At 46.1% G+C, this 25273-nt stretch carries 22 protein-coding genes and 1 pseudogene; 8 read left to right on the top strand and 15 right to left on the bottom strand.

What is annotated here, in order from left to right:
* Positions 1-16 precede the first annotated feature (16 nt).
* The 10 genes from CCVT_RS06355 to CCVT_RS06400 all read right to left on the bottom strand — a co-directional run bounded on the left by CCVT_RS06355 (position 17) and on the right by CCVT_RS06400 (position 7891).
* The gene (locus tag CCVT_RS06355) at positions 17-775 is read right to left on the bottom strand and encodes an RluA family pseudouridine synthase (RefSeq protein ID WP_018136557.1); all 759 of its coding nucleotides are present in this window, start codon (positions 773-775) and stop codon (positions 17-19) included.
* Entirely contained in the window at positions 768-1907 is a 1140-nt protein-coding gene (gene waaA, locus CCVT_RS06360) for a lipid IV(A) 3-deoxy-D-manno-octulosonic acid transferase (RefSeq protein ID WP_018136558.1), read from the bottom strand. The genes CCVT_RS06355 and waaA overlap by 8 nt, the downstream gene beginning before the upstream one ends.
* An 8-nt stretch (positions 1908-1915) precedes the next feature.
* Positions 1916-2629: a zinc ribbon domain-containing protein gene (locus CCVT_RS06365; protein WP_018136559.1), complete on the bottom strand. Its 714-nt coding sequence runs from the start codon at positions 2627-2629 to the stop codon at positions 1916-1918.
* 12 nt (positions 2630-2641) lie between these two features.
* Complete coding sequence (locus CCVT_RS06370) at positions 2642-3364, bottom strand: Nif3-like dinuclear metal center hexameric protein (protein ID WP_018136560.1); 723 nt, start codon at positions 3362-3364, stop codon at positions 2642-2644.
* A gap of 6 nt (positions 3365-3370) precedes the next feature.
* Positions 3371-4234 carry a glycine--tRNA ligase subunit alpha gene (gene glyQ, locus CCVT_RS06375; RefSeq protein ID WP_018136561.1) on the bottom strand — a complete coding sequence of 288 codons (864 nt, stop codon included), beginning with the start codon at positions 4232-4234 and terminating at the stop codon, positions 3371-3373.
* A gap of 210 nt (positions 4235-4444) precedes the next feature.
* On the bottom strand, positions 4445-4921 hold the full coding sequence (locus CCVT_RS06380) for a GyrI-like domain-containing protein (protein WP_018136562.1): 477 nt from the start codon (positions 4919-4921) through the stop codon (positions 4445-4447).
* Positions 4922-4926: 5 nt separating this feature from the next.
* A complete protein-coding gene (locus tag CCVT_RS06385) occupies positions 4927-5397 on the bottom strand; it encodes a DUF3972 domain-containing protein (protein WP_018136563.1) in 471 nt (156 codons plus the stop codon).
* Positions 5398-5406: 9 nt separating this feature from the next.
* Entirely contained in the window at positions 5407-5901 is a 495-nt protein-coding gene (purE, locus tag CCVT_RS06390) for a 5-(carboxyamino)imidazole ribonucleotide mutase (protein WP_018136564.1), read from the bottom strand.
* Complete coding sequence (locus tag CCVT_RS06395; RefSeq protein WP_018136565.1) at positions 5898-7160, bottom strand: peptidase U32 family protein; 1263 nt, start codon at positions 7158-7160, stop codon at positions 5898-5900. The genes purE and CCVT_RS06395 overlap by 4 nt, the downstream gene beginning before the upstream one ends.
* The gene (locus CCVT_RS06400) at positions 7157-7891 is read right to left on the bottom strand and encodes a chemotaxis protein (RefSeq protein WP_018136566.1); all 735 of its coding nucleotides are present in this window, start codon (positions 7889-7891) and stop codon (positions 7157-7159) included. The genes CCVT_RS06395 and CCVT_RS06400 overlap by 4 nt, the downstream gene beginning before the upstream one ends.
* A gap of 130 nt (positions 7892-8021) precedes the next feature.
* Here CCVT_RS06400 and CCVT_RS06405 point away from each other — a divergent pair, with 130 nt between their 5' ends.
* From CCVT_RS06405 to CCVT_RS06415, 3 genes are all read left to right on the top strand, one after another.
* The gene (locus CCVT_RS06405) at positions 8022-8801 is read left to right on the top strand and encodes a histidinol-phosphatase (protein WP_018136567.1); all 780 of its coding nucleotides are present in this window, start codon (positions 8022-8024) and stop codon (positions 8799-8801) included.
* A gap of 88 nt (positions 8802-8889) precedes the next feature.
* The gene (gene glnA, locus CCVT_RS06410; RefSeq protein WP_018136568.1) at positions 8890-10320 is read left to right on the top strand and encodes a type I glutamate--ammonia ligase; all 1431 of its coding nucleotides are present in this window, start codon (positions 8890-8892) and stop codon (positions 10318-10320) included.
* Positions 10321-10561: 241 nt separating this feature from the next.
* Positions 10562-12223, top strand: coding sequence for a DNA polymerase III subunit gamma/tau (locus CCVT_RS06415; RefSeq protein ID WP_018136570.1), 1662 nt, complete (start codon positions 10562-10564; stop codon positions 12221-12223).
* 24 nt (positions 12224-12247) lie between these two features.
* Here CCVT_RS06415 and rho read toward each other — a convergent pair whose 3' ends face one another.
* Positions 12248-13588: a transcription termination factor Rho gene (gene rho / locus CCVT_RS06420; protein WP_009651463.1), complete on the bottom strand. Its 1341-nt coding sequence runs from the start codon at positions 13586-13588 to the stop codon at positions 12248-12250.
* 197 nt (positions 13589-13785) lie between these two features.
* Between rho and CCVT_RS06425 the strand changes: the two genes are divergently transcribed.
* Together CCVT_RS06425 and CCVT_RS06430 are read left to right on the top strand one after the other, a co-directional pair.
* Positions 13786-14895 (top strand): cation diffusion facilitator family transporter, encoded by a 1110-nt coding sequence (locus tag CCVT_RS06425; protein WP_227898156.1) that lies wholly within the window; start codon positions 13786-13788, stop codon positions 14893-14895.
* A gap of 117 nt (positions 14896-15012) precedes the next feature.
* A pseudogene (locus CCVT_RS06430) lies at positions 15013-16551 on the top strand (flavocytochrome c).
* A gap of 230 nt (positions 16552-16781) precedes the next feature.
* On the opposite strand, the gene CCVT_RS06435 reads toward CCVT_RS06430, so the two are convergent.
* A complete protein-coding gene (locus CCVT_RS06435) occupies positions 16782-17864 on the bottom strand; it encodes a pyridoxal-phosphate dependent enzyme (RefSeq protein WP_018136573.1) in 1083 nt (360 codons plus the stop codon).
* Positions 17864-18253 carry a RidA family protein gene (locus CCVT_RS06440; protein ID WP_026175468.1) on the bottom strand — a complete coding sequence of 130 codons (390 nt, stop codon included), beginning with the start codon at positions 18251-18253 and terminating at the stop codon, positions 17864-17866. The genes CCVT_RS06435 and CCVT_RS06440 overlap by 1 nt, the downstream gene beginning before the upstream one ends.
* A 161-nt stretch (positions 18254-18414) precedes the next feature.
* Here CCVT_RS06440 and CCVT_RS06445 point away from each other — a divergent pair, with 161 nt between their 5' ends.
* On the top strand, positions 18415-20808 hold the full coding sequence (locus tag CCVT_RS06445; RefSeq protein ID WP_018136574.1) for a heavy metal translocating P-type ATPase: 2394 nt from the start codon (positions 18415-18417) through the stop codon (positions 20806-20808).
* On the top strand, positions 20801-21022 hold the full coding sequence (gene ccoS, locus CCVT_RS06450; protein WP_018136575.1) for a cbb3-type cytochrome oxidase assembly protein CcoS: 222 nt from the start codon (positions 20801-20803) through the stop codon (positions 21020-21022). Before CCVT_RS06445 ends, ccoS begins: the two co-directional genes overlap by 8 nt.
* A gap of 44 nt (positions 21023-21066) precedes the next feature.
* Here the strand turns inward: ccoS and CCVT_RS06455 are convergent, their stop codons facing one another.
* Entirely contained in the window at positions 21067-22614 is a 1548-nt protein-coding gene (locus CCVT_RS06455; RefSeq protein ID WP_018136576.1) for a flavocytochrome c, read from the bottom strand.
* 155 nt (positions 22615-22769) lie between these two features.
* Here CCVT_RS06455 and CCVT_RS06460 point away from each other — a divergent pair, with 155 nt between their 5' ends.
* Complete coding sequence (locus CCVT_RS06460) at positions 22770-23672, top strand: LysR family transcriptional regulator (RefSeq protein ID WP_018136577.1); 903 nt, start codon at positions 22770-22772, stop codon at positions 23670-23672.
* A gap of 418 nt (positions 23673-24090) precedes the next feature.
* Here the strand turns inward: CCVT_RS06460 and nusA are convergent, their stop codons facing one another.
* Positions 24091-25191 (bottom strand): transcription termination factor NusA, encoded by a 1101-nt coding sequence (gene nusA, locus CCVT_RS06465; protein ID WP_018136578.1) that lies wholly within the window; start codon positions 25189-25191, stop codon positions 24091-24093.
* Between the last annotated feature and the right edge of the window lie 82 nt (positions 25192-25273).

A 25273-nucleotide genomic window follows, 5' to 3' on the forward strand; every position in this document is an offset into this window, starting at 1 on the left:
TTTTCTTTATTGCTCTTTAAATATCAAACTTATTTGATATCTCAAACCCGAGCTCGTTAAAATCTTTTGGGACATCAGCCTTAAATTTATACCCCAAAAGAGCTATGAAATAAGCGTGCAGATATATTCTTTTCGCACGATTTTTACCGTATTTTTCATCGCCTATTATAGGTGCATTTATGCTTGCTAGATGAAGCCTGATCTGATGAGTCCTGCCCGTTTTTATCGCTACTTTCACGAGCGTCTTTTTACCCACTACCATGAGCGGTGTGACGTCGCTGACGGCCTCTTTGCCGTCTTTTGATATCTTAGAGATCGCTGCGCCTTTACTTTTTATCGTCAAAATGGGCTCGCTCACCCTCATTTCTTCGCTTAAAATCCCGCGCACTGCAGCAACATAAATTTTCTCCACGCGCATATGCTTAAATTCCTCTATCGCACGCTTAGCGAATTCCTCGTTTTTTACGAGCAACAAAACGCCGCTAGTCTCCTTGTCGAGTCGGTGTAAGAGAGGAAATTTATACATTTGAGAGATCTTTTCACTCGTGATGAAGGCGGGTTTATTTATGGCGAGTAGATTTTCATCCTCAAAGATGACGCTTGGCTTTGATGTTTCTTGCACGCTAAATTTCGTATTTACGTTCATCAAAGCCCTTGCGATAGCGACCTTTTGCCCCTTTGCAAAAACAAGCCCGCTGTCTATCAAGTCCTTAGCTTCGTTGTTTGATATATTTAGCTGCATGGCTAAAATTTTATATGCTTTTTCCTCATTCATAAGCGCTCCTGATGTCCTCGATTATTTGCGACACGTCGCCTTTTTGCATGATCTTACACCTTTTTAACTCGCTATTTATGAGCTTTGCCACCTCGTCCGCGCTTGCAAATTTCACATCACTGACCAGCGAGAAAAGCGCCTTTTGATTAAAAATGTGCTTTCCACTTATCAGTACCGGCTCAAACTGCGCAGCCTCGATGGGATTGTGCCCTCCGATACCCGGCATGAAACTACCGCCAAGCACTACTACATCGCTGATCGCGTAGATATTTACGAGCTCGCCTAGGCTATCTATGAGATTTACTTGTGCACCCAAATTTTGGCTTTGGCTAAATTTCGCAAAGCTAAGGCCGCCTTTAGTGGCAAACTTGACCGCTAAATTTGCGACTTCACCAAATCTCTCTGGATGGCGCGGAGCGATAATGAGCTTATCATCAACGCCTAAATTTAGCCCGTTTAGCAAGGCCGCTTCCTCGCCTTCGTGCGTGCTGGCTAGCACTATGACCCGCTCTTTTGGCTTTTTATAAATTTTACTTGGCTTTGGCAAAAAGGCTGATTTTATATTGCCGCAAACCAAAATTTCCCTCGCTCCAAGCGTGCTCAAACGCTCTTTATCGATCTGACTTTGCGCATAGACGCGGTCGATATACTTAAATATGACGTGGTAAAAAAAGGCGAATTTCAGGTATCTTTCATAGCTTCTGTCTGAGATCCTGGCGTTTATGAGTATCACGCGAGAGCCTTGGAATTTCGCCCAAAAAACGAGCATTAGCCAAAGCTCAGCCTCAAAAACGACTAAAATTTTACTCTTTTGCAGCCAAAAAGGTATGAAAATTTCAAACGGTAAAAAACGTGAATTTTGCGTTATTTTTTTAGCCGCTTCGTAGCCGGTATTCGTTACGACGCTGATAGCCTTGTCGTTAAAAAGCTCTAAAATAGGCTTAAGGGCTTGGATCTCGCCAAACGAGCAGGCGTGAAAATGCACCTTTGATGGGGCGAATTTCGCATTTTTATATAAAAAAAATCTAGCCGGGATCGAACGACGATATTTTGTTTTAAGGCTTAAAAAAAGTAGGAAAACAGCCCCGAAAAGCCAAACTATCAGGGCTAAAATATAATAGATCGCAACCACAAAAAGGCTTATGCCTCTACGTTTTCTTTAAATAAAATTCTTCCGCAGTGCGGGCAAGTGATGATGTCCTCGCCGCGGACGACGGCCGAGAACGTTTTGTCGTTTATCTGCATGAAACAGCCGTAGCAAGCTTGTTTTTTGACCGGAACGACAGCGGTATTGTGCGCCCATTTGCGGATCTTCTCGTAAAATGTGAGGATTTTTTGATTCATCTGGCCGACTAATTTCTCTTTTTTAGCATAGACTTCGGCACGCTCTTTTTCGATGGCTTCTAGCTGAGATGAAATTTCACTCTCGATCTTGCTCAGATTTGTTTCGAGTTCGGATTTTTTAGTGCCAAGCTCATCTTTTTGGGAAGTTTTATTATCGATCAGCTTTTCAAGTCTCGCGATCTCCTCGTTTGCAGCTTCGAGCTGCTCTTTTGCGATGTCTTCTTCAAGAGAAAGGGCTTTTACCTCTTTTTCACTCTTTGCCGAGCCGCTTTTTTTGGCGACCTCTTTTATCTTGGCTGAAAATTCCGCTATATGCGCGTTCGTGCCGGATTTTTGAGATCTTAGCTCGTTCATCTCGTCCTCTAGTTCGCCTATCTTTTGCGCAAGCTCGTTGCACTCGTCTTGTATAGCCTTGTAGGCTTTTTCTACGTTTTCTATGCGAGGCGTGAATTCGTCGATTTGTTTATCAAATTTTGAAAGCTCGACCAATTGTTCCAGGTATTTATTCATGTATGTCCTTTATTAGCAATGCGTAAATGGGTTTTTAAAATCCGCTATTATAACCTCAATTTCAAGATTTTGCAAATATTTTGCCAAAGCAGCCCCAAAATAGCGCTCACTCTCAAAATGTCCGATGTCAAATAAATTTATCCCGTTCTCTTTTGCCTCGAGTGCTTGGTGATATTTTAGATCTCCGGTCAAAAAGGCATCAGCTCTGACATCGCCGATAAGATCGGCTCCGCTACCGGTGCAAACGCAGATCCTTGAAATTTCATCTTTTGCATGAACCGCTCTTATAGTCTCGACCCTGAGCTTTTCTTTTAAAAGACAAGCGAGCTCATCAAAGCTGAATTTCACCTCGCAATACATCAAAAATCCATCTTTTCCGCTTGGCTCAAAGCCTAAAATTTCGCGAGTGAAATACTCGTTTAAAAACGCCAGATCGGCATTTGTGTGCATCGAGATGAGGTTTATGTTTTTCTCTATCATTTTTTGGATCAGATTGCTTGGGTAGCAGCTGAAATTTAGGCTTTTTAGCCCTTTAAAGATCAGCGGATGATGAGTTATGAAAAGGGAATTTGGCAGGGCGTTTTCCAAAATTTCACGGCTTAGATCTAAACTTAGATAAATCCGCTCGAATTCACCCTCGAGCGAGCCAACGAGCAGGCCGCTATTGTCCCAGCTCTCTTGGCTATCAAATGGAGCTATGGCATCTAAAATTTTATAAATTTCAACGATTTTCATAAAATTTTACTCACCTTTTTCCTCAAGGCTAGCTTTATATGTGAGCGCACACTCTTTAGCTAGTTCGCGAATTTTGAGGATATACTCCTGCCTTTGCGTTACCGAGATCGCTCCGCGCGCGTCAAGGACATTAAACGTGTGCGCCGCCAGCATACAATAATCATACGCAGGCAGCGAAATTTTGGCTTCAAGGCAGCGCTTGCACTCCTTGAATGCGTTTTCAAATTGATTAAAAAGCATCGCGGTGTCGGCGATCTCGAAGTTATATTTGCTCCACTCGTATTCGCCTTGCTTATGCACGTCGCCATAGGTCACGATGCCGTTTTTATCGTCCCAAACGATATCATAGACGTTATCGATATCTTGCAGATACATAGCCAGACGCTCAAGCCCGTAGGTGATCTCACCGCTGATCAGCTCGCATGCAATGCCGCCTACTTGTTGAAAGTAAGTAAACTGCGTCACTTCCATACCGTCTAGCCAGACCTCCCAGCCAAGTCCCCAAGCACCCAGCGTCGGGCTCTCCCAGTTGTCCTCTACGAAGCGTATGTCGTGCTTTTTCAGATCAAGACCGAGTCGCTCGAGGCTCTTTAGATAAAGCTCTTGGATATTTTCAGGGCTTGGCTTGATAAGCACTTGAAACTGATAGTAGGCTCCGAGGCGGTTTGGATTTTCACCGTATCTGCCGTCAGTCGGGCGGCGTGAAGGCGCTACATAGGCTGTCGCCCAAGGTTTTGGTCCAAGACTTCGTAAAAAGGTCGCTTGATGATAGGTGCCCGCACCAGCCGGCATATCGTATGGCTGAAGTATCACGCAGCCTTGCTCTCTCCAGTAGCTTTGAAGTGTTAAAATAATCTCTGAAAATGTCATTTTTTGCCTTTATTTTTATTTGGCTCTATTATAATAAATCATTGACACTTACTTCGCAAACCCTGTTCGCTCCGCAAAACGCCGAACATATAGCACGATTTACGCGGTCAGCTACCGCTTCCCTGTAAATCGGCGGCGATAGCGTCGCTTCACAAGGTTTGACTTCGCTCTTGAAAGTTAAAAATCAATGAAATATTTTAATAGAGCCTTTTATTTTATCGATATGTAAATTTTGATCCCATCGCCCAAATATAGCTCAAAGTCCGTGCCATACGCTCGCTTTAAGCTTGAATTTTCAAAATTTACCCAGATCGCTTTCCAAAGTGCGATGGTTAGATCCGCCCCCTTAGCGCCTAAATTTTCATCGCTTAGATCCTCCGTGCCAAAAACGGCATATCGCCCTGCATGCACGTAAATCTTTTCTAAATTCGCACCCGGCTTTAAAGTATCTGCTTTTACACCGATAAGAAGCGAGTATTTGCCGTTAAAATCGCTCTCATAGTCATGATATACGGCGTAAATTTCACTCTGCGGCACGAATACCTCGCCCGTTTCATCGTAGCTAAATTTTAAAAATTCATCCCAAAGCGCCGCGATCTTACCGCGTCCACTCATCTCAAGGGTATTGCTCGTTCGCGTCTTTAGTCCGCAAATTTCAAAGCCGCTTTTTACCTCAACGATTTGCATAAATTTTAGCTTTCCTTAAAATTTTCAACCGCTTTGTTCCACATCAGCTTGTATTTTCGCTTCAAAAACTCGACCTCGTCTTGTGCGAGCTTGAGCTGCTGTGTGAGCGTCTCGATCGTCTTTCTGTCCTCGTCGTAAAGCTCTTGCATCGAAAAAAGCGCCTCTTTTAAAAATTTATTCTCATTTCGCAGCACTTCAAGCGTCTCGTCTTTCGCGTCAAGCACCTTCTCGTGTAAATTTAATATCGTGCCTATCGTCTTTTCTACGAAGCTCTCGCCGTTTAGCGCATTCGGGCTCGCTGTTAAATTCGTATTTGCAGCCGGTACGACGCTCATCATGCCCTGACTGGCCTCGATGTAAATTTCTCCGTCGTCCGTCCTGGTGTTTAGCACGCCGCGCTCTATCATGCCCTCGATGACTTCGCGCTGCAAATGCACGAGCTGGCAAAATTCATCTATCTTTAAAAAAGTCTGCATAAAGCCTCCTTAAAGTATGACTTCCACGCTAGCCGAGTCGCTAGCTACGCCTTGCGCTTTGGCTGCCCTGTCGGCTTTTAGCTTTTGAGCCAGCTCACTGTCGCTAAGCGCTAAAATTTGCATCGCCAGATATGCGGAATTTATCGCCCCTGCCTTGCCGATAGCCAGGGTCGCTACGGGCATGCCGGCTGGCATTTGTACGGTCGAGTAAAGCGCATCGACTCCGTTTAACGCACCGCCGCTCATCGGTATGCCGATGACCGGACGAGTCGTATTTGCAGCGATCGCGCCTGCTAAATGAGCCGCCATCCCGGCAGCTGCGATGAACACCTGCGCACCCTTAGCCTCGGCCTCTTTTACATAATCAGCCGTTCGCTGCGGGCTTCTGTGCGCAGAGCTGATGATGAGCTCGTATTTGACGCCAAATTTTTCAAGCTCGTGCGCCGCATTTAACACAACGTCGTAATCGCTCTTGCTTCCCATTATGATCGATACGAATTTCATTTAAATTCCTTTCTCAAAAAGCTAAATTCAGGCAGTTTTGCCGGCAATCTTATCTCGTTTTCGTTTCCGCTGTGAATCTCGCTCATCATCTTGCCTTTTTTGGTCACGAGCTGGTGAAATTTCACGAATTTTTTGCCATCGCGTGTGAAAATTTCGCCTATTTCGTTATCGCACTCGCCGACATTCGCGCCAAGCGGAGCTACTATCTCATACTCCTCATTCGCCACGAGCTTAAATTTACACTTTAAAAATTCTCCGTCCTCGCTTATGGCATGCACCTGATGCGTGCCCTCCTCGAGGCTGGAGATGTGATTTTGCGTATCGGTGCGCTCGTAAGGGCGATGAACGAGATAGCCGTCTGTAAAACCGCGATTTTTGAGCGTATTAAGCTCAGCTGCGTAAATTTCAGCGTCAAATTTACCCTCCGCGGCGTCATCTATCGCCATCCTGTAAGCCCTAGCGGTGCATGCAGCGTAGTATTCGCTCTTTGTGCGCCCTTCTATCTTGAAGCTATCTACCGCCCCGCTTTTCATTATCTCCTCGATATGAGCGCTTAAATTTAGATCCTTCGAGTTCATCACGTGAGTGCCGCCCTCCTCATCCTCCTCGAGGCGAAAAAGAGTGCCGCTTTCAGGATTTTTAGCGTAAAGCTCGTATTTGAAACGACAGTCGTTCGCGCAGCTGCCGCGATTTGACATCCTGCCACTTTGCACCGAGCTCACCAGACAGCGCCCGGAATACGCAAAACACATCGAGCCGTGAACGAAAATCTCGATCTCAAGCTGGGGTAAAATTTCTTTTATCTTTATGACGTCTTTTAGGTTCATCTCACGGGCTACGACGATGCGAGTCGCGCCCATTTCGTGGTAAATTTTAGCATCTAGCCAGTTCATGACGTTTGCTTGCGTGCTAAGATGTATGTCTATATCGGGTGCGATCTGCTTTGCCAGGCTCATCACTCCTGGCGTTGCGATGATGAAAGCGTCCGGCCTAAATTCGCTTATCATTTCCAGGTGACGTTTTAGCGGCTCGATCTGCCCGTTAAACGGGAAAGCATTCACCGTCGCGTAAAATTTCTTGCCTTTAGCGTGCGTGTATTTTATAGCCTCTTCAAAGCTTTCAAGGTTGAATTCGCGTGCCGAGCGGGTGCGTAACGAGAAACTGGCCACCGAGCCGTAAACCGCGTCTGCACCGTAGTTTAGAGCGATTTTAAGCTTGGTGAAATTTCCCGCGGGACAGAGCAGCTCGGGCTTTATCACTTCTTGCCCAAGCTTTCGATAAGCGCTTCTATATCGTCGTTGCTGACTAAATTTTCAGTCGTAGTATCGCCTGCGATATGCACCGCCGAGCCGACGCGTTTATCGTCATCTATCTTGCCCTCGAACAAGGTGTTCATGTATTTGCTAAGCGCCCTCATGACGTTGATAACGCGCTCTATCTTTTGACGATGGATGTCTTGATATTGCATCATATCCATAGCCATCATTATCTCGTCTTGACCCATTTGTAGATTTCCTATTATCTCGTCTACACTTGATTTTAGGGCGTTGTTTCGCTCGAAAGCCTCGGCAAAAGCCGCAACGTTAGGAAATTTCTCTTTAAGCGTGCCAAAAAGCTCGATATTTGCCGATATCCCGTCGTTTATAGTCCCGCAGCCGCTCTCTGCGTCCATGAAAAAGTTATTTATGGTCTCTAGTTTATCCAGCATCTCGGTAGCTTTTGCCTCGCTGTCGCGCGTGACATCGTCGAGCTGGTGCACCATTTTATGATCCTCGGTCGGTGGCGGCGGTGGCCACGCAGCCTCCGCACTGACGCGGTAAGTGCTAGGATCTATCGTCATCACGCCGTCATCTTTAGCTTGTTTAGCCGGAGTCGGCTCTTCTTTTATCTCTTGCGTTTTTGTCTCTTCTGTCTTAGGCTCGGTCTCGCCGGTGTCGTCCATATCATCGAGTCCGCCCGCCATAAGGGCGTCAAGTTCCTCTTGGGTCATAAAAGCTCCTGAAAATGAAATGTAAGGATTATACAATCACTCCGCTAAAAGCTAACTTTAAATTTTATAGTCGGTTGATTAAAATTTAATTGCATTTTTGTTAAAATCGCAAAAATTTGCAAGGCTTGAAATGAAAATAGATCTGCACAATCACACATACCTATGCAACCACGCCGAGGGCAGCGTCAGCGAATATATCGAAGCTGCGATCAAATGCGGTACCGAAATTTTTGGCTTTAGCGATCATAATCCCATGAATTTCGACGAGGCTTATAGGATGAGCTTCGAGCAAATGGACGAATACGAAAAAATGGTGCTTGAAGCGCGCGAAATTTTCGCCGATAGGATCAAAATTTTACTGGCTTACGAGGTAGATTTTTTACCAGGATTCATGGACGAGCGAGTTTTTGCCAGGCAGGTCGATTATCTGATCGGCTCGGTGCATTTTATCGGCGGTTGGGGCTTTGACAATCTAGAATTCATAGGCGAATACAAGAACAAAGACATAGATAAAATTTGGCGCGATTATTTTGAGTGCGTCAAAGCTCTTGCAGAGTGCGGTAAATTTGACATCGTAGGGCATATTGATCTTTTAAAAATCTTTAAATTCCTGCCAAAGGCGGATATCAAAATTTTGATCCAAGATGCCCTAAAAGCGATAAAAAAGGCAAATTTAGCGATCGAGATAAACGCTGCAGGCTTTAGAAAACCTATCGGCGAGCAGTATCCAAGCCGCGAAATTTTAAGCCTAGCTTACGAGATGGACATCCCGATCAGCTTCGGCTCGGACGCTCACTCGCCAAAAGATGTCGGCGCAAACGGCGAAATTTGTGAGAATTTAGCCCGTGAGATAGGCTATGACAAATGCGTTTGTTTCGAGAAAAGGGATAGGTATTTTGTAAAATTTTAGAATGAGTAAAAATTTAATATAAAGCTAATCTTAAACATTAGATTTTATGATAAAATACGAAAATTAAAACCAAACCAAAGGAGATATGATGGGAAAATTCGTAACGAGCATCGATCATTTTTTTGAATTTTGTAAAGAAAACGAGGTCAAATTCGTAGATTTTAGATTTACCGACTTAAACGGCGGCTGGCACAGCATAAGCTACAATTTCAAAGCTGTCACGAAAGAAAATTTCACGCATGGCATACCGATGGACGGCAGCTCGCTTGGAGGCTGGCAGCCGATAGATAAAAGTGACATGCTTATGAAACCAGAAGCCACGAGCGCGTTTTTAGATCCTTTCACCGCAGACGTGACTGCGGTCGTTTTTTGCGATATTTATGATATTTACAAAGGTCAAATTTATGAGAAATGCCCTCGTTCGATCGCCAAAAAAGCGATGGCTTACGTAAAAGAGAGCGGGCTTGGCGATGTGGCTTATTTCGGGCCGGAGAACGAATTTTTTATATTCGACAACGTCAAAATCGTCGATCGTCCAAACTGTGCGATGTATGAGGTAGATACCGAAGAAGGCGAATGGAACGACGACAGAGAGTTTAAAGACAGCTACAACACGGGCCATCGTCCGCGTAGGAAAGGCGGCTATCTGATGACACAGCCGATCGATAGCATGGTCGATCTAAGGGCCGAGATGATGCAAGTGCTCGAGCAAGTGGGCTTAGAGGTCTTTTTAGGACATCACGAAGTCGCCCAGGGTCAAGGCGAGATCGGAGTGAAATTTGGCACCCTAGTCGAGGCCGCCGACAACGTGCAGATCTACAAATACGTCGTCAAAATGGTCGCTCATCTAAACGGCAAGACGGCGACGTTTATGCCAAAGCCTCTTTACGGCGATAACGGAAGCGGCATGCACGTGCATCAATCAGTCTGGAAAGACGGTAAAAATTTATTTTACAAAGAGGGGAATTACGCGAATTTAAGCGACTTTGCGAGGCATTACATCGGCGGGATATTAAAACACGCCAGAAGCGTAGCCGCCTTTACAAACCCTAGTACGAACAGCTACAAGCGCCTGATACCGGGCTTTGAAGCGCCGTCCATACTCACCTACTCCAGTCAAAACCGCTCGGCTAGCATCCGCATACCTTACGGCGCGGGTGAAAATTCCGTCCGTGCGGAGATGAGATTTCCAGATAGCACGGCGAATCCTTATCTAGCCTTTTCAGCGATGCTGATGGCGGGACTTGACGGAGTAAAAAACAAATACGAACCGGTAGGCCCGATGGATGAAAATTTATTTGTCCTAACGCTTGATGAGATCAGAGAAAAGGGCATCGAGCAGCTGCCGCATACACTTCGCGGCAGTCTTGAGGCGCTCATCCGCGACAACGAATACCTAAGACCGGCGATGAGCGAATTTATGATCGATACATATCAGCATTTTAAATTTGAAACGCAGGTTTGGCCATACGAGGCGCGCCCTACGGCTTATGAGTTCAAGACTTGTTTTTCTTGCTAAATTTTGAGGGTTCATCCCTCAAAATTTCACGGTAGATTTATTTTGATTTTGTCGAGCGGTGAAGCGGATGCTGATAGTCGTTTCGCTCACAGCCGCTAAAGCAGACTGCCGTTAGAGCGATCAAAACGGCTAATATCAAGCTTTTCATACGTTCTTTCCTTTAAAATTTTCGCGCATTATATCAAAAATTTATCCATTTTTTTGTAAAATCTGCAAATCTAATCTGCAAAAGGAAAACGCCTTGCAAGCACTCGCACTCAAGTATAGACCCAAAAATTTCGACGAGCTGATAGGCCAAGAAGCCGTCAGCAAAAGCCTCACGCACGCACTAGATGAGGGGCGCATAAGCCACGCATATCTGTTTTCGGGACTTAGAGGAAGCGGCAAGACCTCAAGCGCCAGGATATTTTCAAAAGCCCTCGTATGCGAAAAAGGTCCGACATCAAGGCCTTGCGAGACCTGCCCTCAGTGCATAATGGCAAACGAATCGCGCCATATGGACATCATCGAGATGGACGCAGCCAGCCACCGAAAGATCGACGACATAAGAGAGCTCATCGAGCAAACCAAATACAAGCCCGCGATGGCGCGCTATAAAATTTTCATAATCGACGAAGTGCATATGCTGACTAAAGAGGCGTTCAATGCGCTTTTAAAGACGCTTGAAGAGCCGCCAAGCTATGTGAAATTTATCCTCGCGACGACAGACCCGTTAAAGCTTCCGGCCACGGTGCTATCGCGCACGCAGCACTTTCGCTTCAAGCAAATCGGCAAAAACAGCATCATAAAACATCTTGAATTTATCCTTAGCAAAGAGGGCATAAGCTACGAGAGAGAGGCGCTGGAGATCCTGGCTCGCAGCGGACGCGGATCACTGCGCGATACTTTGACGCTACTTGATCAAGCCATAATCTACGGCGCGAACAATATCACTCAAAGCTCGGTCGCATCGATGTTAGGACTACTTGACCCAAGCAGGATAGAGCAGATCTTAAACCTTGTCATGTTAAGCGACAAAGAGGGGCTTAGAGAGCTCGTCGCGGAGCTTGAGATCTACGAGCCTGAGATGATAATCGACGAACTCATCGCAAATTTAAAGCAAAAATTCATTGACAACGATCCGAAATTTTCACTGCTTATCTATGAGAGATTTTTTAGGATCTTAGCTCAGGCAAAAAGCATGCTAAACGTCTCTAGCGACAACGGCTTTGTGCTTAGTATCATGCTTTTCATGATGGTCGAGGCGCTAAATTTAAAGAGTATAGACGAGGTCATAGAGTCCGCTCAGCACGCAGAGCAGGCACGTCCAAGCCAGGCTGCCGCGCCTAGTGCACCACAGCAGATCGCGCGCCCTAAAATGCAAAGCCCGTATGAGAGCTTCGTAGCTAAAATTTATGATAGGGATTATTCGCTTGGCGAGTTTTTTAAAGAGCATGTCGAGTTTGTGGATTTTAAAAACAACGAGCTAAGCCTGATCGTAAATGCAAATGATGAAAAGATGGTATTTTTCCGCAAAAACTGGAAAATAGTAAATGAAATTTTGCATTTGCTTTTTGGAAAAGAGGCGAAGATAATCAACGCCAAAAAAGATGAAGCAAGGCCGAATTTAGAGGCAAACGCACCAAAGCAAGTGCAAAAGGATGAAAATTTAAGCCCCAAGGCAGACGCCACGCCTGCAATGCGAAACGATCTTAATCTCGACGAGGAGCTTTTAAAGTCAAAGCCAGCCCAAGCTAGCATCGCACCAAAGCCAAAGCCAGCCGATCCGCAAAAGATGATCGCTGCGATAAATTTCAACAGCTCAAAATCCCCGCAAGAGATGGAAAAAATAAAGCAAGAAGCCGTCATAAGGGAGGCAAATAAGCTCTTTGGCGAGCCTACGATAGTAAAAGCCGAGCCGTGATATTTTGCGCGGCTAGCGTAAATTTTACTCGTTTAGTATAGACAGAAGCTCTTTATTGTCTTTTGTTTTAAGCATCTTTGCGTATAAAAATTTAAGCGCTTCCACATCATCCATCGTCGCGATAGCCGAGCGGATAGCCCAAATTTTTTGTAGCTCGTCAGGTTTTTGCAACAGCTCTTCTTTTCTAGTACCGGATTTTAGGACGTTGATAGCAGGGTAAATTCGGCGGTCGGAGATGTTTCGATCCAGCACGATCTCACTGTTGCCCGTGCCTTTAAATTCCTCGAAAATTACCTCGTCCATGCGCGAGCCGGTATCGATGAGTGCGGTCGCGATAATCGTCAGACTACCGCCAAATTCGATATTTCTAGCCGCTCCAAAAAAGCGTTTTGGCTTATGCAGCGCATTTGCATCCACGCCACCCGTTAGCACCTTACCACTTGGCGGGGTTACGGTGTTGTAAGCGCGCGCTAGACGTGTGATACTATCAAGCAAGATGATGACGTCTTTGCCCATTTCGACAAGCCTCTTTGCCTTTTCGATGACGAGCTCAGCGACGCGCACGTGATTTAGCGCAGGTAGGTCAAACGTCGAGCTAAATACCTCGCCCTTGACGCAGCGCTGCATATCGGTGACCTCCTCGGGACGCTCATCGACCAAAAGCACCATGAGATGCGCCTCAGGGTGGTTTCTGGCGATGCCGTGAGCCAGCTCTTTCATGAGCTCGGTCTTACCGCTTCTTGGCGGAGCGACGATGAGCCCGCGCTGACCCTTACCAAGCGGAGTGAAAAGATCGAGCACGCGTCCGGTGAGCTTCATCGGATCGTATTCGAGATGTAGCTTTTCAGTCGGGAAAAGCGGCGTCAGGTTGTCAAATAACGGTCGTTCCTTTGCCTCGATGAGCGGCATATAGTTTAGCGCTTCGATTTTTAGCAGGGCGTAGTATTTTTCCTGATCTTTTGGCTCGCGAACCTGTCCCGTGACGATGTCGCCCACGCGCAGGGCAAATTTACGGATTTGCGAATTTGAGACGTAGGCGTCGTTTGAGCTGTCGCTTAGATTTGCATCGACCGAGCGCAAAAAGCCGTAGCCTTCGTTCGTGATCTCCAAAATGCCCGTAAAAAGTATGAAGCCGCCTTGTTTGGTCTGGGCTTTTAAAATTTCAAAAATGAGGTCTTGACGGCGAAATTCGCGCGGATTTTCGACTCCGACCTCGTTTGCGATAGCGATGAGATCTTCTAGGCTTAGGGTGCGAAGCTCCTCGATCTTGTGTCCGTCGACTGGGATATGCGTGCGAGTGCTCGGGTATTTTTTAGTCGTTTTTTGATTTTCAGCCACGATGGCTTGATTTGGGGTATTTTCCATGTATCCTCTTTAAAATTACGGAATGATTTGTAGATTTAAAAATAAGTTTCAAAAAGAAGTTTTTTGAAGCCCACATTTTATATAAATTTGGCTTTGATGTCAAGCAAGCTTAAATTTGCGTCCGACACTCACAGCGGTAAATTTAATGCTATAATTGCGCCATTTTTGAAAAGTAAAATCAAAACAGGATGATCAAAATGATGGATTTTAAAGACGGCGCACGCGAGCGACTCATTATAAAGACCGCTCTCATCGGCATCATCACAAATGTCTGCCTCGCCGCGACTAAAATTTGCATCGCGTTAGTCTCGGGCTCGGTCGCGATCATCACCGACGCGATAAACAACCTAAGCGACGCGAGCTCGTGTGTCATCACGATATTTGGCTCAAAGCTTGCCGCTAAAATGCCTGATGAAGCCCATCCCTACGGCTACGGCAGAGTAGAATACATCGGCGGTCTAGTGGTCTCGATTGTCGTGCTGATGCTTGGCTTTGATTTTTTAAAAACCTCGATTGGCAACATCATTTCGCCCGTGCAGACTAAATTTACCGCACCACTTTTGCTGATTTTATTTATCGCGATCTTTGTTAAATTTGCACTGGGCGCGCACTACCGCAAAGTGGGCAAAAATACAAAATCCATCTCGCTAAAAGCCGTCGGTACGGAGGCTTTGGGAGATGCGATCATCTCTTGCGTGATACTTTTTTCAGCCGCGCTTTCATACTTTTGGGGCGCGCAGATCGACGGCTACGCGGGGGCTTTGGCGTCGCTTTTTATTATCATCAACGGCGTGCTTTTGATAAAAGAAACCTTTGACAAAATCATCGGCGGACGCGTAGAAAAGGAGGTCGTAGACGAAATTTACGCTGCCGTAAATCGCTGCGAGATCGTACGCGGCTCGTATGACTTGATCCTGCACAACTACGGCGTGGAGCGCTTCGTGGGCTCAGTGAATGTCGAAATCGATGAATACTTGCCTATTCGCGAAATTTCACAGACCTTAAACGAACTGCAAATCGAAATTTATAAGCATTACCGCACCTACCTTGTTTTTGGCGTTTATAGCGTAAATTTGGGGCAAACGCAGGCAAAAGAGTGTATCAAAAGCGCGCTTGCGGAGTTTAAAAGTATCTTAAATTTACACGCATTTTTTATCGATGATGCCAAAAAGAGTGTGAGATTTGACGTTGTTGTGGATTTTAAAGAGCGAAATTTAAGTCAGCTTCGAGCAAATATCGAAGACATCGTGCGCGAGAGATTTCCGGGATATAAAATTTTCATCGTCATCGATAGGGAATTTAGCTAATATTCTTAGAAAATAAAATTTATATAAAGTCAAAAAATTAAATTTTTATATTAAACTTATCTGCTTTCATATATAGTTCATTTAATAAAACCTTATTTTATACCAAAGGAGAGTACGATAAAGGATCTTTCAAGAAGAAATTTCGTCAAAATGAGTGCTGTTGGTGCCGGTATGATGGCGCCTGGTATGAATGCCGACGCGGCGGTCATGAAGGAAAAAGACGTCAAATGGGACGAGGATTTTGACGTCGTCATCATAGGCTCGGGGTTTGCGGGACTGGCTGCTGGCATAAAGGCGGCAAAAAGAGGCCTAAACGTCGTGATCATCGAAAAGATGGGGCATATATGAGGCAACTCGGTCGTAAATGGCGGGATCTTCGCCGTGCCAAACAGCGAACTGCAAAAGAAAAACGGCGTCAAGGACTCAAAAGAGCTTTTCATCTCCGACTGCGTAAAAGCGGGGCTCGGGCTAAACCATGTCGAGCTTTTGGAGGTACTCGCGGACCGCGCGGTAGATACGTTTAACTTCACCGTCGAAAACGGCGCAAAATACCTAGACAAGCTGCTACTTGAGGGCGGCCACAGCGTTCCGCGCACCTACTACACGGCAAACACAAGCGGCTCAGGCATAGTTCAGCCGCTAATGGAGTCCTTTCAAAAGTTGCCAAACGCCACAGTAAAGACCAGGACGAAATTTGACGACTTCATACTTGATGACAGCGGGCGAGTGGTCGGCGTGCAGGTCAGAGAAAACTACCGCTTCGACAACAAGCTCTTTAGCGACGACCGCGAAAACAAGGGCGGCGACAAGAAATTCATCAAAGCCAAAAAGGGTGTCGTGCTGGCAAGCGGCGGCTTTTGCAGTGATAAATTTTTTAGAAAGCTACAAGACCCTCGCGCAGTGCCGGAATTTGACACCACAAACCACCCCGGAGCGACCGCAGGCGCGCTCATTTCAGCCTTCAAAGTAGGCGCACTACCGGTGCAGATCGGCTAGATACAATACATCCCGTATAAATGCCCGGACGAAAAAGGCAACAGCATAACGAGCAAATTTGCGGTGCAGGCGAGCTTTCGCTACGGCTTTTCGGTCGACCCAAAGACCGGCAAACGCTATATGAACGAGCTTGCCGACAGGAAAATCAGAGCCGACGCGATGTTTAAAATAATCGACGCCAAAGCAAACAGCTATCCGATCAACCTATGCGACTCCGTCGCCGCGGCAAAGCTCGTGCCAAGCGACCTTGAAAACCCGATGAAAAGCGGCGTGATCAAAAAATTCGACACCCTTGACGAGCTCGCAAAAGAGTATAAAATCCCGGCTGATGAGCTAAAAAAGACTGCCGAGCGCTACAACGGCTTTGTTAAAAGCGGGGTCGACGAGGACTTTGGCAAGCCGATGAAGCTGACTGATGGCATCACGGTCGCAACTCCGCCATTTTACGCGATGCGTGGCGCTCCAAAGCTTCATCACACGATGGGTGGCGTAAAGATCAACACCAAAGCGCAGGTCTTAGACATCAACGACGAGCCGATACCGGGATTTTACGCGGCGGGCGAGGTCACGGGAGGCACGCACGGAGCTAGCAGGCTTGGCAGCTGCGCGATCTTGGACTGCCTCACGTTTGGCATGATCACGGGCGAGAATATAGGCTAAATTTAGCTTTAAATTTACGCTATGGGTGGGCTGGAATTTGACCTGCTCCTGTAAATTTAAATTTGTTTTATAAGGCATCTTTTGATCTGCAAAAGCAAAACCCTACGAAGCGACGCTATTTTTACTTCGCTTCAGTCGCAACTAAACTTCTTGAAAAAATGAAGCAAAATAGATGCCGCTCTACTTGATGCTGTTTGCGTTCTCCTATGCCGGGTCGCTTATAAGCCCGCTTAATGCTCGCTCTTTAGCCCCGCTCCGCAAAGCGAGATGATGCTCTCTCCTTTTAGCTCGTGCGTTTTTATATAGTTTAGATACGCGGCGTAGATTGCGGCTGTCGTGTGCTCCACGTAAAATCCGCCTCGCGCTAGACGCTGCCTGGTAGGCACGATGTCGGTCTCCGGGATCGTGATGACCTCGCGCTCGCCCTCATAAGAGTCGGCCAAAATTTGCTCGCCTCGCATCGGTTTTCCTATGGCTATGCCTTCAGCCTCAGTCGGCTTTGGCACGATGTCGCGAGGCTTGTTTGTCGCGCCAAAAAGCGGGGCGCAGTTCTCACTTTGCACGATGAAAATTTTAGGCGCTTTAGCGATCGCGCCGGCTCTAAGAAGCTCACCAAGGGCGAACTCGCAGCCGATTAGAAGCGTGCCGTTGCCAACCGGCAAAAAGAAATTTTCAGGCACACGGCCAAGCTGCTCGAAAATCTCATAAACGTATGTCTTCGTGCCTTGGTAAAACATCGGGTTATAGACGTGGTTTGCGTAGTAGACGCCCTCATCTAGCGCCTTTTTACGGCATGCGTCGGCGGTCTCGTCGCGCGAGCCATCAAAGACCGTCGCAGTAGCGCCAAACGCTCTTATCATATCGATCTTTTTTTGCGATGTGCCCTTCGGTACGTAAATTTCACATTCGATGCCCGCCCTGGCGCAGTATGCCGCTACCGAGTTGCCGGCGTTGCCGCTACTATCTTGCAAGACCTTTTTCACGCCGATAGTTTTGCAAAGCCATATCAAAACAGCCGCCCCGCGGTCTTTGAAAGAAAGCGTGGGCATCGCGTAGTCAAGCTTGAAAAATAGCTTTTCGTCAAATCTCACCGTCGCCGTCATGCCCTCGCCCAGCGTGATCTCGCGCCAAATTTCATTCTTTAAAGGCATGAAATTTCGGTACCGAAAGAGGCTAAATTCGCCCTTATCTATAAGATCCGTCGAAAATTTAGGCGGCGTGAAGTCAAGATCGTAAAGCCCGCCGCATTCACAGCGATATTTCGTGCTCTCAAGCGGTGCCAAAGCGCCGCATTTACTGCATTTAAATTTCATCATCTATCCTTTTGCGACATCGCCACGGTCGCCTCTATCTCTACCAAGCAGCCAAAATGAAGCCCCGACGTAGGCACTACAACGCGAGCCGGCTTGTGCTCGCCAAAGAATTTCGCGTATTCATCGTCTATCTCGTCCCAAAACGCGACATCGGGCGTATAAACGCGGCACATCAGCACATCTTGCCTATTTGCACCGGCGAGCTTTAAAACCTCGTCTAAATTTGCCAGAGCCTGCCTCGCATGCGCCCTGACTCCGCCCTCAGGCAGCTTCATCGCCCGCAGATCGATGCTAAGCTGCCCCGACACATACAGTATCCCTGCGTGCTCCACCGCCGGGACATAGTGCGCCTTTTTCTTTTTTGACGCCCGCGTTTGATAAAATTTCATATTTTTCCTTTAAAATTTCGTCGTTTTATGAGTTGTATTTTACCTTAAAATTTTGATTTAATAATGTATTTTTAAAAATGCTACTGCTCTAAACGATCAAAATTTTAAGACGAAGTATCGTATAATCTTGCAAATAAATTTGAAAGCAAAATGTAACGAAAATGAAAAAGTGCAAATGCTCGCATTGTCAGCTGGAATTTGACGAAAGCTCGATGATATCAGCTCCTGATGGTAATAAATTTTGCTGCTCTGGTTGCAAGAACGTCTATGAAATTTTACGCTCGAACGGGCTTGAGGAATTTTACGAAAGGCTCGGCAAAAACACGCTCTCGCCCGCAAAAGAGAGTGAAAATTTCGACGACTCGACGCGAGATATATACCGAGATTTCATCAAAAAAGATGGAGAATTTAGCAAAATTTCGCTCGTCATCGAGGACATCCACTGCTTTGCGTGCATTTGGCTCGTAGAAAAGGTGCTTTTTGGCACAAATGGCGTCCTAGAAGCGGGCGTGAACGCTGCAAACAACAAGGCTCTCATCGTCTGGGACGAGTCGCAGGTAAGCTTAAATGAAATTTTACGCAGGCTAAACAGCGTGGGATACAAGGCGCATCCTTACGACGCTGAGGGTGAGGAGGCGAGACTGAGCACTAAAAGGCGGGAATTTTACGCCAAGCTCTTAGTCGGCATTTTTTGCACGATGAATATTATGTGGATCGCCGTAGCGCAATACTCCGGCTATTTTAGCGGCATCAGAGCCGATGTGAAAGCGATCTTGAATTTCGCCGAGTTCGTGCTAGCCACTCCCGTGCTGTTTTACACGGGCGGTGCGTTTTTTGCCGGGGCTCTTACCGCGCTAAAAGGCCACACGCCAAATATGGATCTGCTAGTCGCCACAGGAGCCAGCCTAGCCTACATCTACTCGGTATATGCGATGTTTTCGCGCAGCGGTGAGGTGTATTTCGACTCGGTCGCGATGATCATCACCTTCGTTTTTATCGGTAAATTCCTTGAAATTTTGAGCAAAAAGCGCGCTGCCGACAGTATCGACGGGCTAAATCACATGCTCCTTGGCGACGTCAGCGTGCTAAAGGACGACGAAATTTTACAGATCTCTCCGCAAGCCGTCAGCATAAAGGACAAGATCGTGCTAAGAGCGGGACAAAGGGCGCTTATAGACGGCTTCATAGTCCGGGGCGAAGCCAGCTTTGACGCCTCGTCCATAAGTGGCGAGAGCGCACCTGTCTGGCTTGGCGTGGGAGATGAGGTAAAAAGCGGGCTCATTTGCCTTGACGGACGCGTGATCTACGAGGCCGGTGCAAATTTTGAAAATTCATTTTTGAGCAAGATCGTCGCCCTCTTACAAAATGCAAGCCTAAAAAAGCCTCGTATCGAGCAGCTGGCAAATAAAATTTCGTCTAAATTTTCGCTTGGTATCATCTGCGCAGCGCTCATAACGTTTGCGTTTTGGTATCTTAAGGGTGGCTTTGAAAACGCGCTCATCGTGGCTATCTCGGTCATCGTGATCGCCTGCCCATGCGCTCTGGCCCTGGCGACACCGGTGGGCACGCTAGTAGCGCTTGGCGTGGGGCTGAAAAAGGCCGTGATATTTAAAGAGGCCGTGATGATAGAAACTCTCGCAAACTGCGATACGGTGGTCTTTGACAAGACCGGCACGCTAAGTAGCGGTAAGCTTTGCGTGAGTAAATTCATAAAATTTAGCAACATCGATACAAACGCGATCTTCTCGCTAGCCGGTGCGTCAAAACACCCCGTAAGCGTAGGCGTGGCGAAATTCTTAGCCGGCAATGACGCAAAAGCTTTAGAGCTTAGCGACGTAAAAGAGATCGCCGCAAAGGGCGTGAGCGCTAAATTTAAAGGCAAAATTTTAGCCGCCGGCAGCGAAAATTTCATGCGTGAGCTTGGGATCGACATATCACACTCTAAAAGCGACAAGACGAGCTATTACGTAGCGTTTGAGGGCGTGCTGGCAGCGAAATTCGAACTAAGCGACGAGCTCAAAAACGACGCGAAAAGCTGCGTAAAGGAGCTAAAAGCGATGGGGCTTAAAACCTATATGCTCACAGGGGATAATCAAAACGTCGCAAAAGAGGTCGCGGATGCGCTTGGCATCGCAGATTTCAAGGCCTCTTGCCTGCCCGATGAAAAGGCGCGATTTATCAAAAATTTACAGCAAAACGGCTCCAAGATCGTGATGGTAGGAGACGGCATAAACGATACTCTAGCACTTAGCCTAGCACAAATCGCCGTTTGCATGGGTAGCGGAGCCGACGCCAGCCTGGCAAAAAGCGATGTCGTGCTGCTTGATGACAGTCTAAAAAGCCTGCTAAACGCCGTTAAAATAGCGCGCTTCACACTTGGCAAGATAAAGCAAAATTTAGCCTTTAGCCTTTGCTATAATCTTTTGACTGTCCCGCTTGCGGCGATGGGCTATGTGATGCCGCTGTTTGCGGCGCTTTCGATGTCTTTTAGCTCGCTTGCGGTGGTTCTGAATTCTCTCACGATAAGGGCGAAATTTAAGGAAAACGATGAGTAATACGACGCTTGCTTTGATACTGCTGATATCCGTTTTGATGGGGGCTTTTGGGCTTGTGGGGCTTATTTGGGGCATAAAGAACAATCAATTTGAGGACTACCGAAAATTTTTAGACGGAGCGAAATTTGACGACGAGGATGCCCTAAACGACGCATACGATCTGGAAAAACGCAAAAAAGAGGCGACAAAGCGCAAAGATAGATCTGAGCTTTAATCAAGGATCTACCTCGGACTGATGGCCCGAGATAGATCGAAATTTTAGATATTCTCGCCCGCTATCATGCCAAAGACCGCCGCATCAGCCATCCCCATAGTACCAAGCCTACTCGCGCCCTGGACGCCTCCGGTGACTTCCCCTGTGGCGTAAAGCCCGGGTATAGGCTCCATAGTTTTCATGCTTATGACCTGCGCTTTTTGGTTTATCTCGACTCCACCCATGCAGTATAAAATTTTAGGCACGCTCTGGCTAGCGTAAAATGGCGGCTTTGATACATCTATGCCCTTGACGTCGGCTTTGGTTAGCGGCTTGCCAAAATCAGGGTCTTTTTCGTTTTTAACATATCCGTTAAAGTCGCTTATCGTCTTTAAAAATGGCTCGAGCGGGATATTGTATGCTTTTGCGAGCTCTTCAAGAGTGTTAAATTTCTTGATAGAGCCCATTTCAAGCCCCTTTGCGGTATGTTTTGGATTATTTATATCCACAGCTTGCTGATCGCAGATATGCACCGGATAGTTGTCGTTGCCCGCACTCTCGGCCATTATCTTAAATATAGCGTCGCATTTCACCTTGCGGCCTGCATGTTCATCTACAAAGCGTTTGCCGGTTTTCGGATCGACACTTAGCCCGTAGCTGTTGCAACAGTCATTAACAAACATCGTCGAGGTGCCAAAGCCCTTTTCGTGCGGGTTGGTGTTTGGATTTAGCTGTATCCAGCTTAGCTGCAAAGGATTTGCTCCGATGGCTATGGCGGCTACCATGGCTCCAGCCGTTGAGCCCGGCTGACTGACGGCTTCGATATTTTCCTTTAAAAACGGCACTTGTTGCACCCTGAACCATTTATCCGAGCTGTATCCACCTGCAGCTAAAACTACCCCTTTGTTCGCTTTTATAAATTTGACATCGCCGCCTAGGTTTTCTTTGTCGTCACTTGCAAATTTATTATCGAATTTATAGTTTTCGCGGCATTTTATACCCACGATGCGACCGCCCTCGTCTTGTATGAATTCATCGAATTTAGTACGTTTTTTGATGGTGATATTCGCGTCCGCTTCGGCTATTTTTTGCAAAGGCAGGATAAAGTCGGCCCCCGAGGCGTTTACCGACTGGATAGCCCTAGCTACCGAGTGATCGGCGATCGGAAGCACCTTTTCTGGGATCTCGACCCCTGCCTCCTTAAAAAAGCTATACACATCGTTTGCTCTATCATAAATAACGCCCAAAAGGTCGGCGTGATTTAAATTTAGCCCGTCTTTCATACAATCGGCAATGAAAATTTCCTTGCTGTCTTTTATGCCCTGTGCTTTTTGGATAGGATTGTTTGGCACCGCCATCGTACCGCCGTTTATGACGGAATTTCCGCCGATACGACCCATTTTCTCGATCACCAAGACTTTTAATCCGCGTTTTGACACCTTAAGCGCGGCCACTAGCCCAGATATGCCAGAGCCTATGATGATGGCATCGTATTGCTCGTCAAATTTGATATCTTTTGCCTCATCTGCAGCCGCACTCATTGCGCTAAACGCCAAAATACCGGCTCCTGCCATACCCATTTTTAGCATTTCGCGCCTTGATATATTTTGCATACTCGCTCCTTTTTAAATATCATTTTTAAATTTACAAACTAATATAAATTTAAGTTGTCGGATTATAAATGAAATTTTATTATATGTCAAATGATATTTTATGTATAATCATATAACTATTACGTTATAATATGTAGAAAATTTGAAGGAAAAATATGAATTTAAGATATATGGAATTTATAGTGACATTGGCAGAGACTAGAAGCTTTACAAAAGCTGCGAAGAAGCTGAAAATGAGTCAGCCACTGCTTTCAAAAAGTATAATATCGCTTGAAAACGAGCTTAAAATTTCGCTTTTTGAGCGAACTACACCGCTTACTCTTACAAAAGCCGGTGAAATTTACGCAGCAAAGGCAAAAATCATGCTTGAAACCTTTGAGGAGCTAAACGATCAGATCAAAGAGCTTAACGGCATCATGACAGGCAAAGTAAGGATAGGATTTTCACAAACCGGTTACAACCTAATGCCAAACATCTTGCCTAAATTTTGTAAAAAATTCCCAAAAGCCGATATCAAGATCGTTCAGGCATTTTCCGCCCTAAATGTGAGAGATAGGCTGATAAAAGACGAGCTGGATCTAGCGATGCTGGTATATCCGATGGATACGCAAGGGCTAGAGTATCAGGTCATAAAAGAGGATAAGCTATACCTCGTACTGCCAGTCACACACGAGCTTGTCAAAAAATATAAAAACGACGACGATCGATACCCAAAGATCGAGTTCAAAGAGCTGAAAAATGAAAAATTCATATTGCCAAACGCCTATCAAAGGGAGCGTTTTGAATTTGATAAAATTTTTAAAAAAGCCGGCTTTGCGCCAAATATATTTTGCGAGTCCGAGACCGCCGACATCACGGTATCGATAGTAGCCTCCGGAGTAGGAGCTTGCTTTGTGCCGCCGCAGTTTATAAAAGGCGAGGTCAAAGAGCGCGTGATGATTTTTGACATAGACGAACCGCTACTTAAGCAAACGCTGATACTAGCTCACAAACAAGACAAAAAGCTATCCAAGCTCGCACTTGAATTTATAAAAATGGCAAAAGACGAGCAAATTTAGGGGTAAGCTAAAAAGGCTATTAAATTGGCTCTATTTTAAAATGTTGATTTTTAACTTTCAAGAGCAGGGGAATGCGAACAGCATCCCTGTAAAAACCTTGCGAAACGACGCTATTGCCGCCGTTCTACTACTCGCTCCCTCATTCTGCTGGCAGTCGTGAGTGCAACGAAACGAAAAATTATGAAAGCTCGTAGGGGCCGAGCAGTTTTTGCGAAGCAAAAAGATTTCCTTGAAACCCTATTCGCGTCTATACCGGGTCGCTCCTGGAAGCGTATAAGATTTGTGAAGCGTTCATGTAAGAACAATAACGCTTTTTAAAACAGAACCATTAAATTTAAGAGCATATTTTTGTAAATTTTATGGAGGATTTAAAATTTGCTCGATATTGAAATTTTAAGCTTAGGTGCGCTAAATACGATCAGTCGCCAAAAAGCGCTTTTAGATCCTTGACAGGCTCTTTGTTTTCGCTATCGGCGGCGTTTCTTGCCCCAAGCTCATTTAGCTCGATCTCAAATCCTGTCAGCATACTGGCTAGGCGGATATTTATGCCGTTTTTGCCGATGGCTTTGCTCTTTTGCTCGCCTACTAGGCTCACGATGGCCTTGTTACCGTCTATCTTGACAGAGCTGATGATCGCAGGTGCCATCGCACGGGAGATAAATATCGCCGGCTCGCTCGCATACTCGATCGCATCGATGTTTTCATCATGAAGCTCTTTGCTGACGGCATTTATCCTCACGCCTTTTGTGCCGACGGTAGCTCCCACGGGATCGATGTTTGGAGTAGTCGAGATGAGCGCGACCTTAGCCCGCTCGCCCGGTATTCTGGCGCTATTTTGTATGATGATGCCACCGTCTTTGATCTCCGGTACTTCAGCTTTTAGCAGAGCTTCTAAAAATTTAGGCGATGTGCGAGATAGCTCGACTCTGATGCCTAAATTTTTATCCGTAAATACCTTGCGGATAACCGCTTTTATGACGTCTCCTATTTTAAATTTCTCCCCTTTTATGCGGTTTTTGCGAGGCAAGATAGCTCGAAGCTCGTCGATCTCGATATATGTGTTCTCGTCGTTGTCTACGCGTACGACCGAGCCAAAGACCATCTGTCCGACCATTTCGTCGTATTTTTGAAAGATTTTCTCCTCTACTAGGCGCTGGATGTGGTATTCAAGCTCTTTGTGAAGCGTCTGAGCTGCGGTCCTGCCGAGGTTATCAAGGCTTAGCTCGTATGTGAGCTCATCGCCCACTTCAACGCCACTATCGATCTTTTTGGCCTCTTTTAGACTGATAAAATGCTCATTATCCTCATTTAGGCGCTCATCATCGTTTGCGACTATTAAAATTTTTTGATAAAGCTTTAAATTTTTATTTGCATCAATCGTGACATCGTATTCGTAGTTCTCGCCATATACGCGTTTTGCGGTATTTATGAGCGCTCTAATGACGCGCTCTTTGACATCGTCTATCTGCAAGCCTTTTTCATTTGCTATGGACTCGATAATATCTGAAATTCTTTCCATTATTCCTCCGTTATGACGATAAAATTTTGGGGATTTTTAATCGTGAAGTTTGGCAATTATACAATTTTGATACTAATAAAAA

Source organism: Campylobacter curvus (assembly GCF_013372125.1).
In the GTDB taxonomy this organism is placed as follows: domain Bacteria; phylum Campylobacterota; class Campylobacteria; order Campylobacterales; family Campylobacteraceae; genus Campylobacter_A; species Campylobacter_A curvus.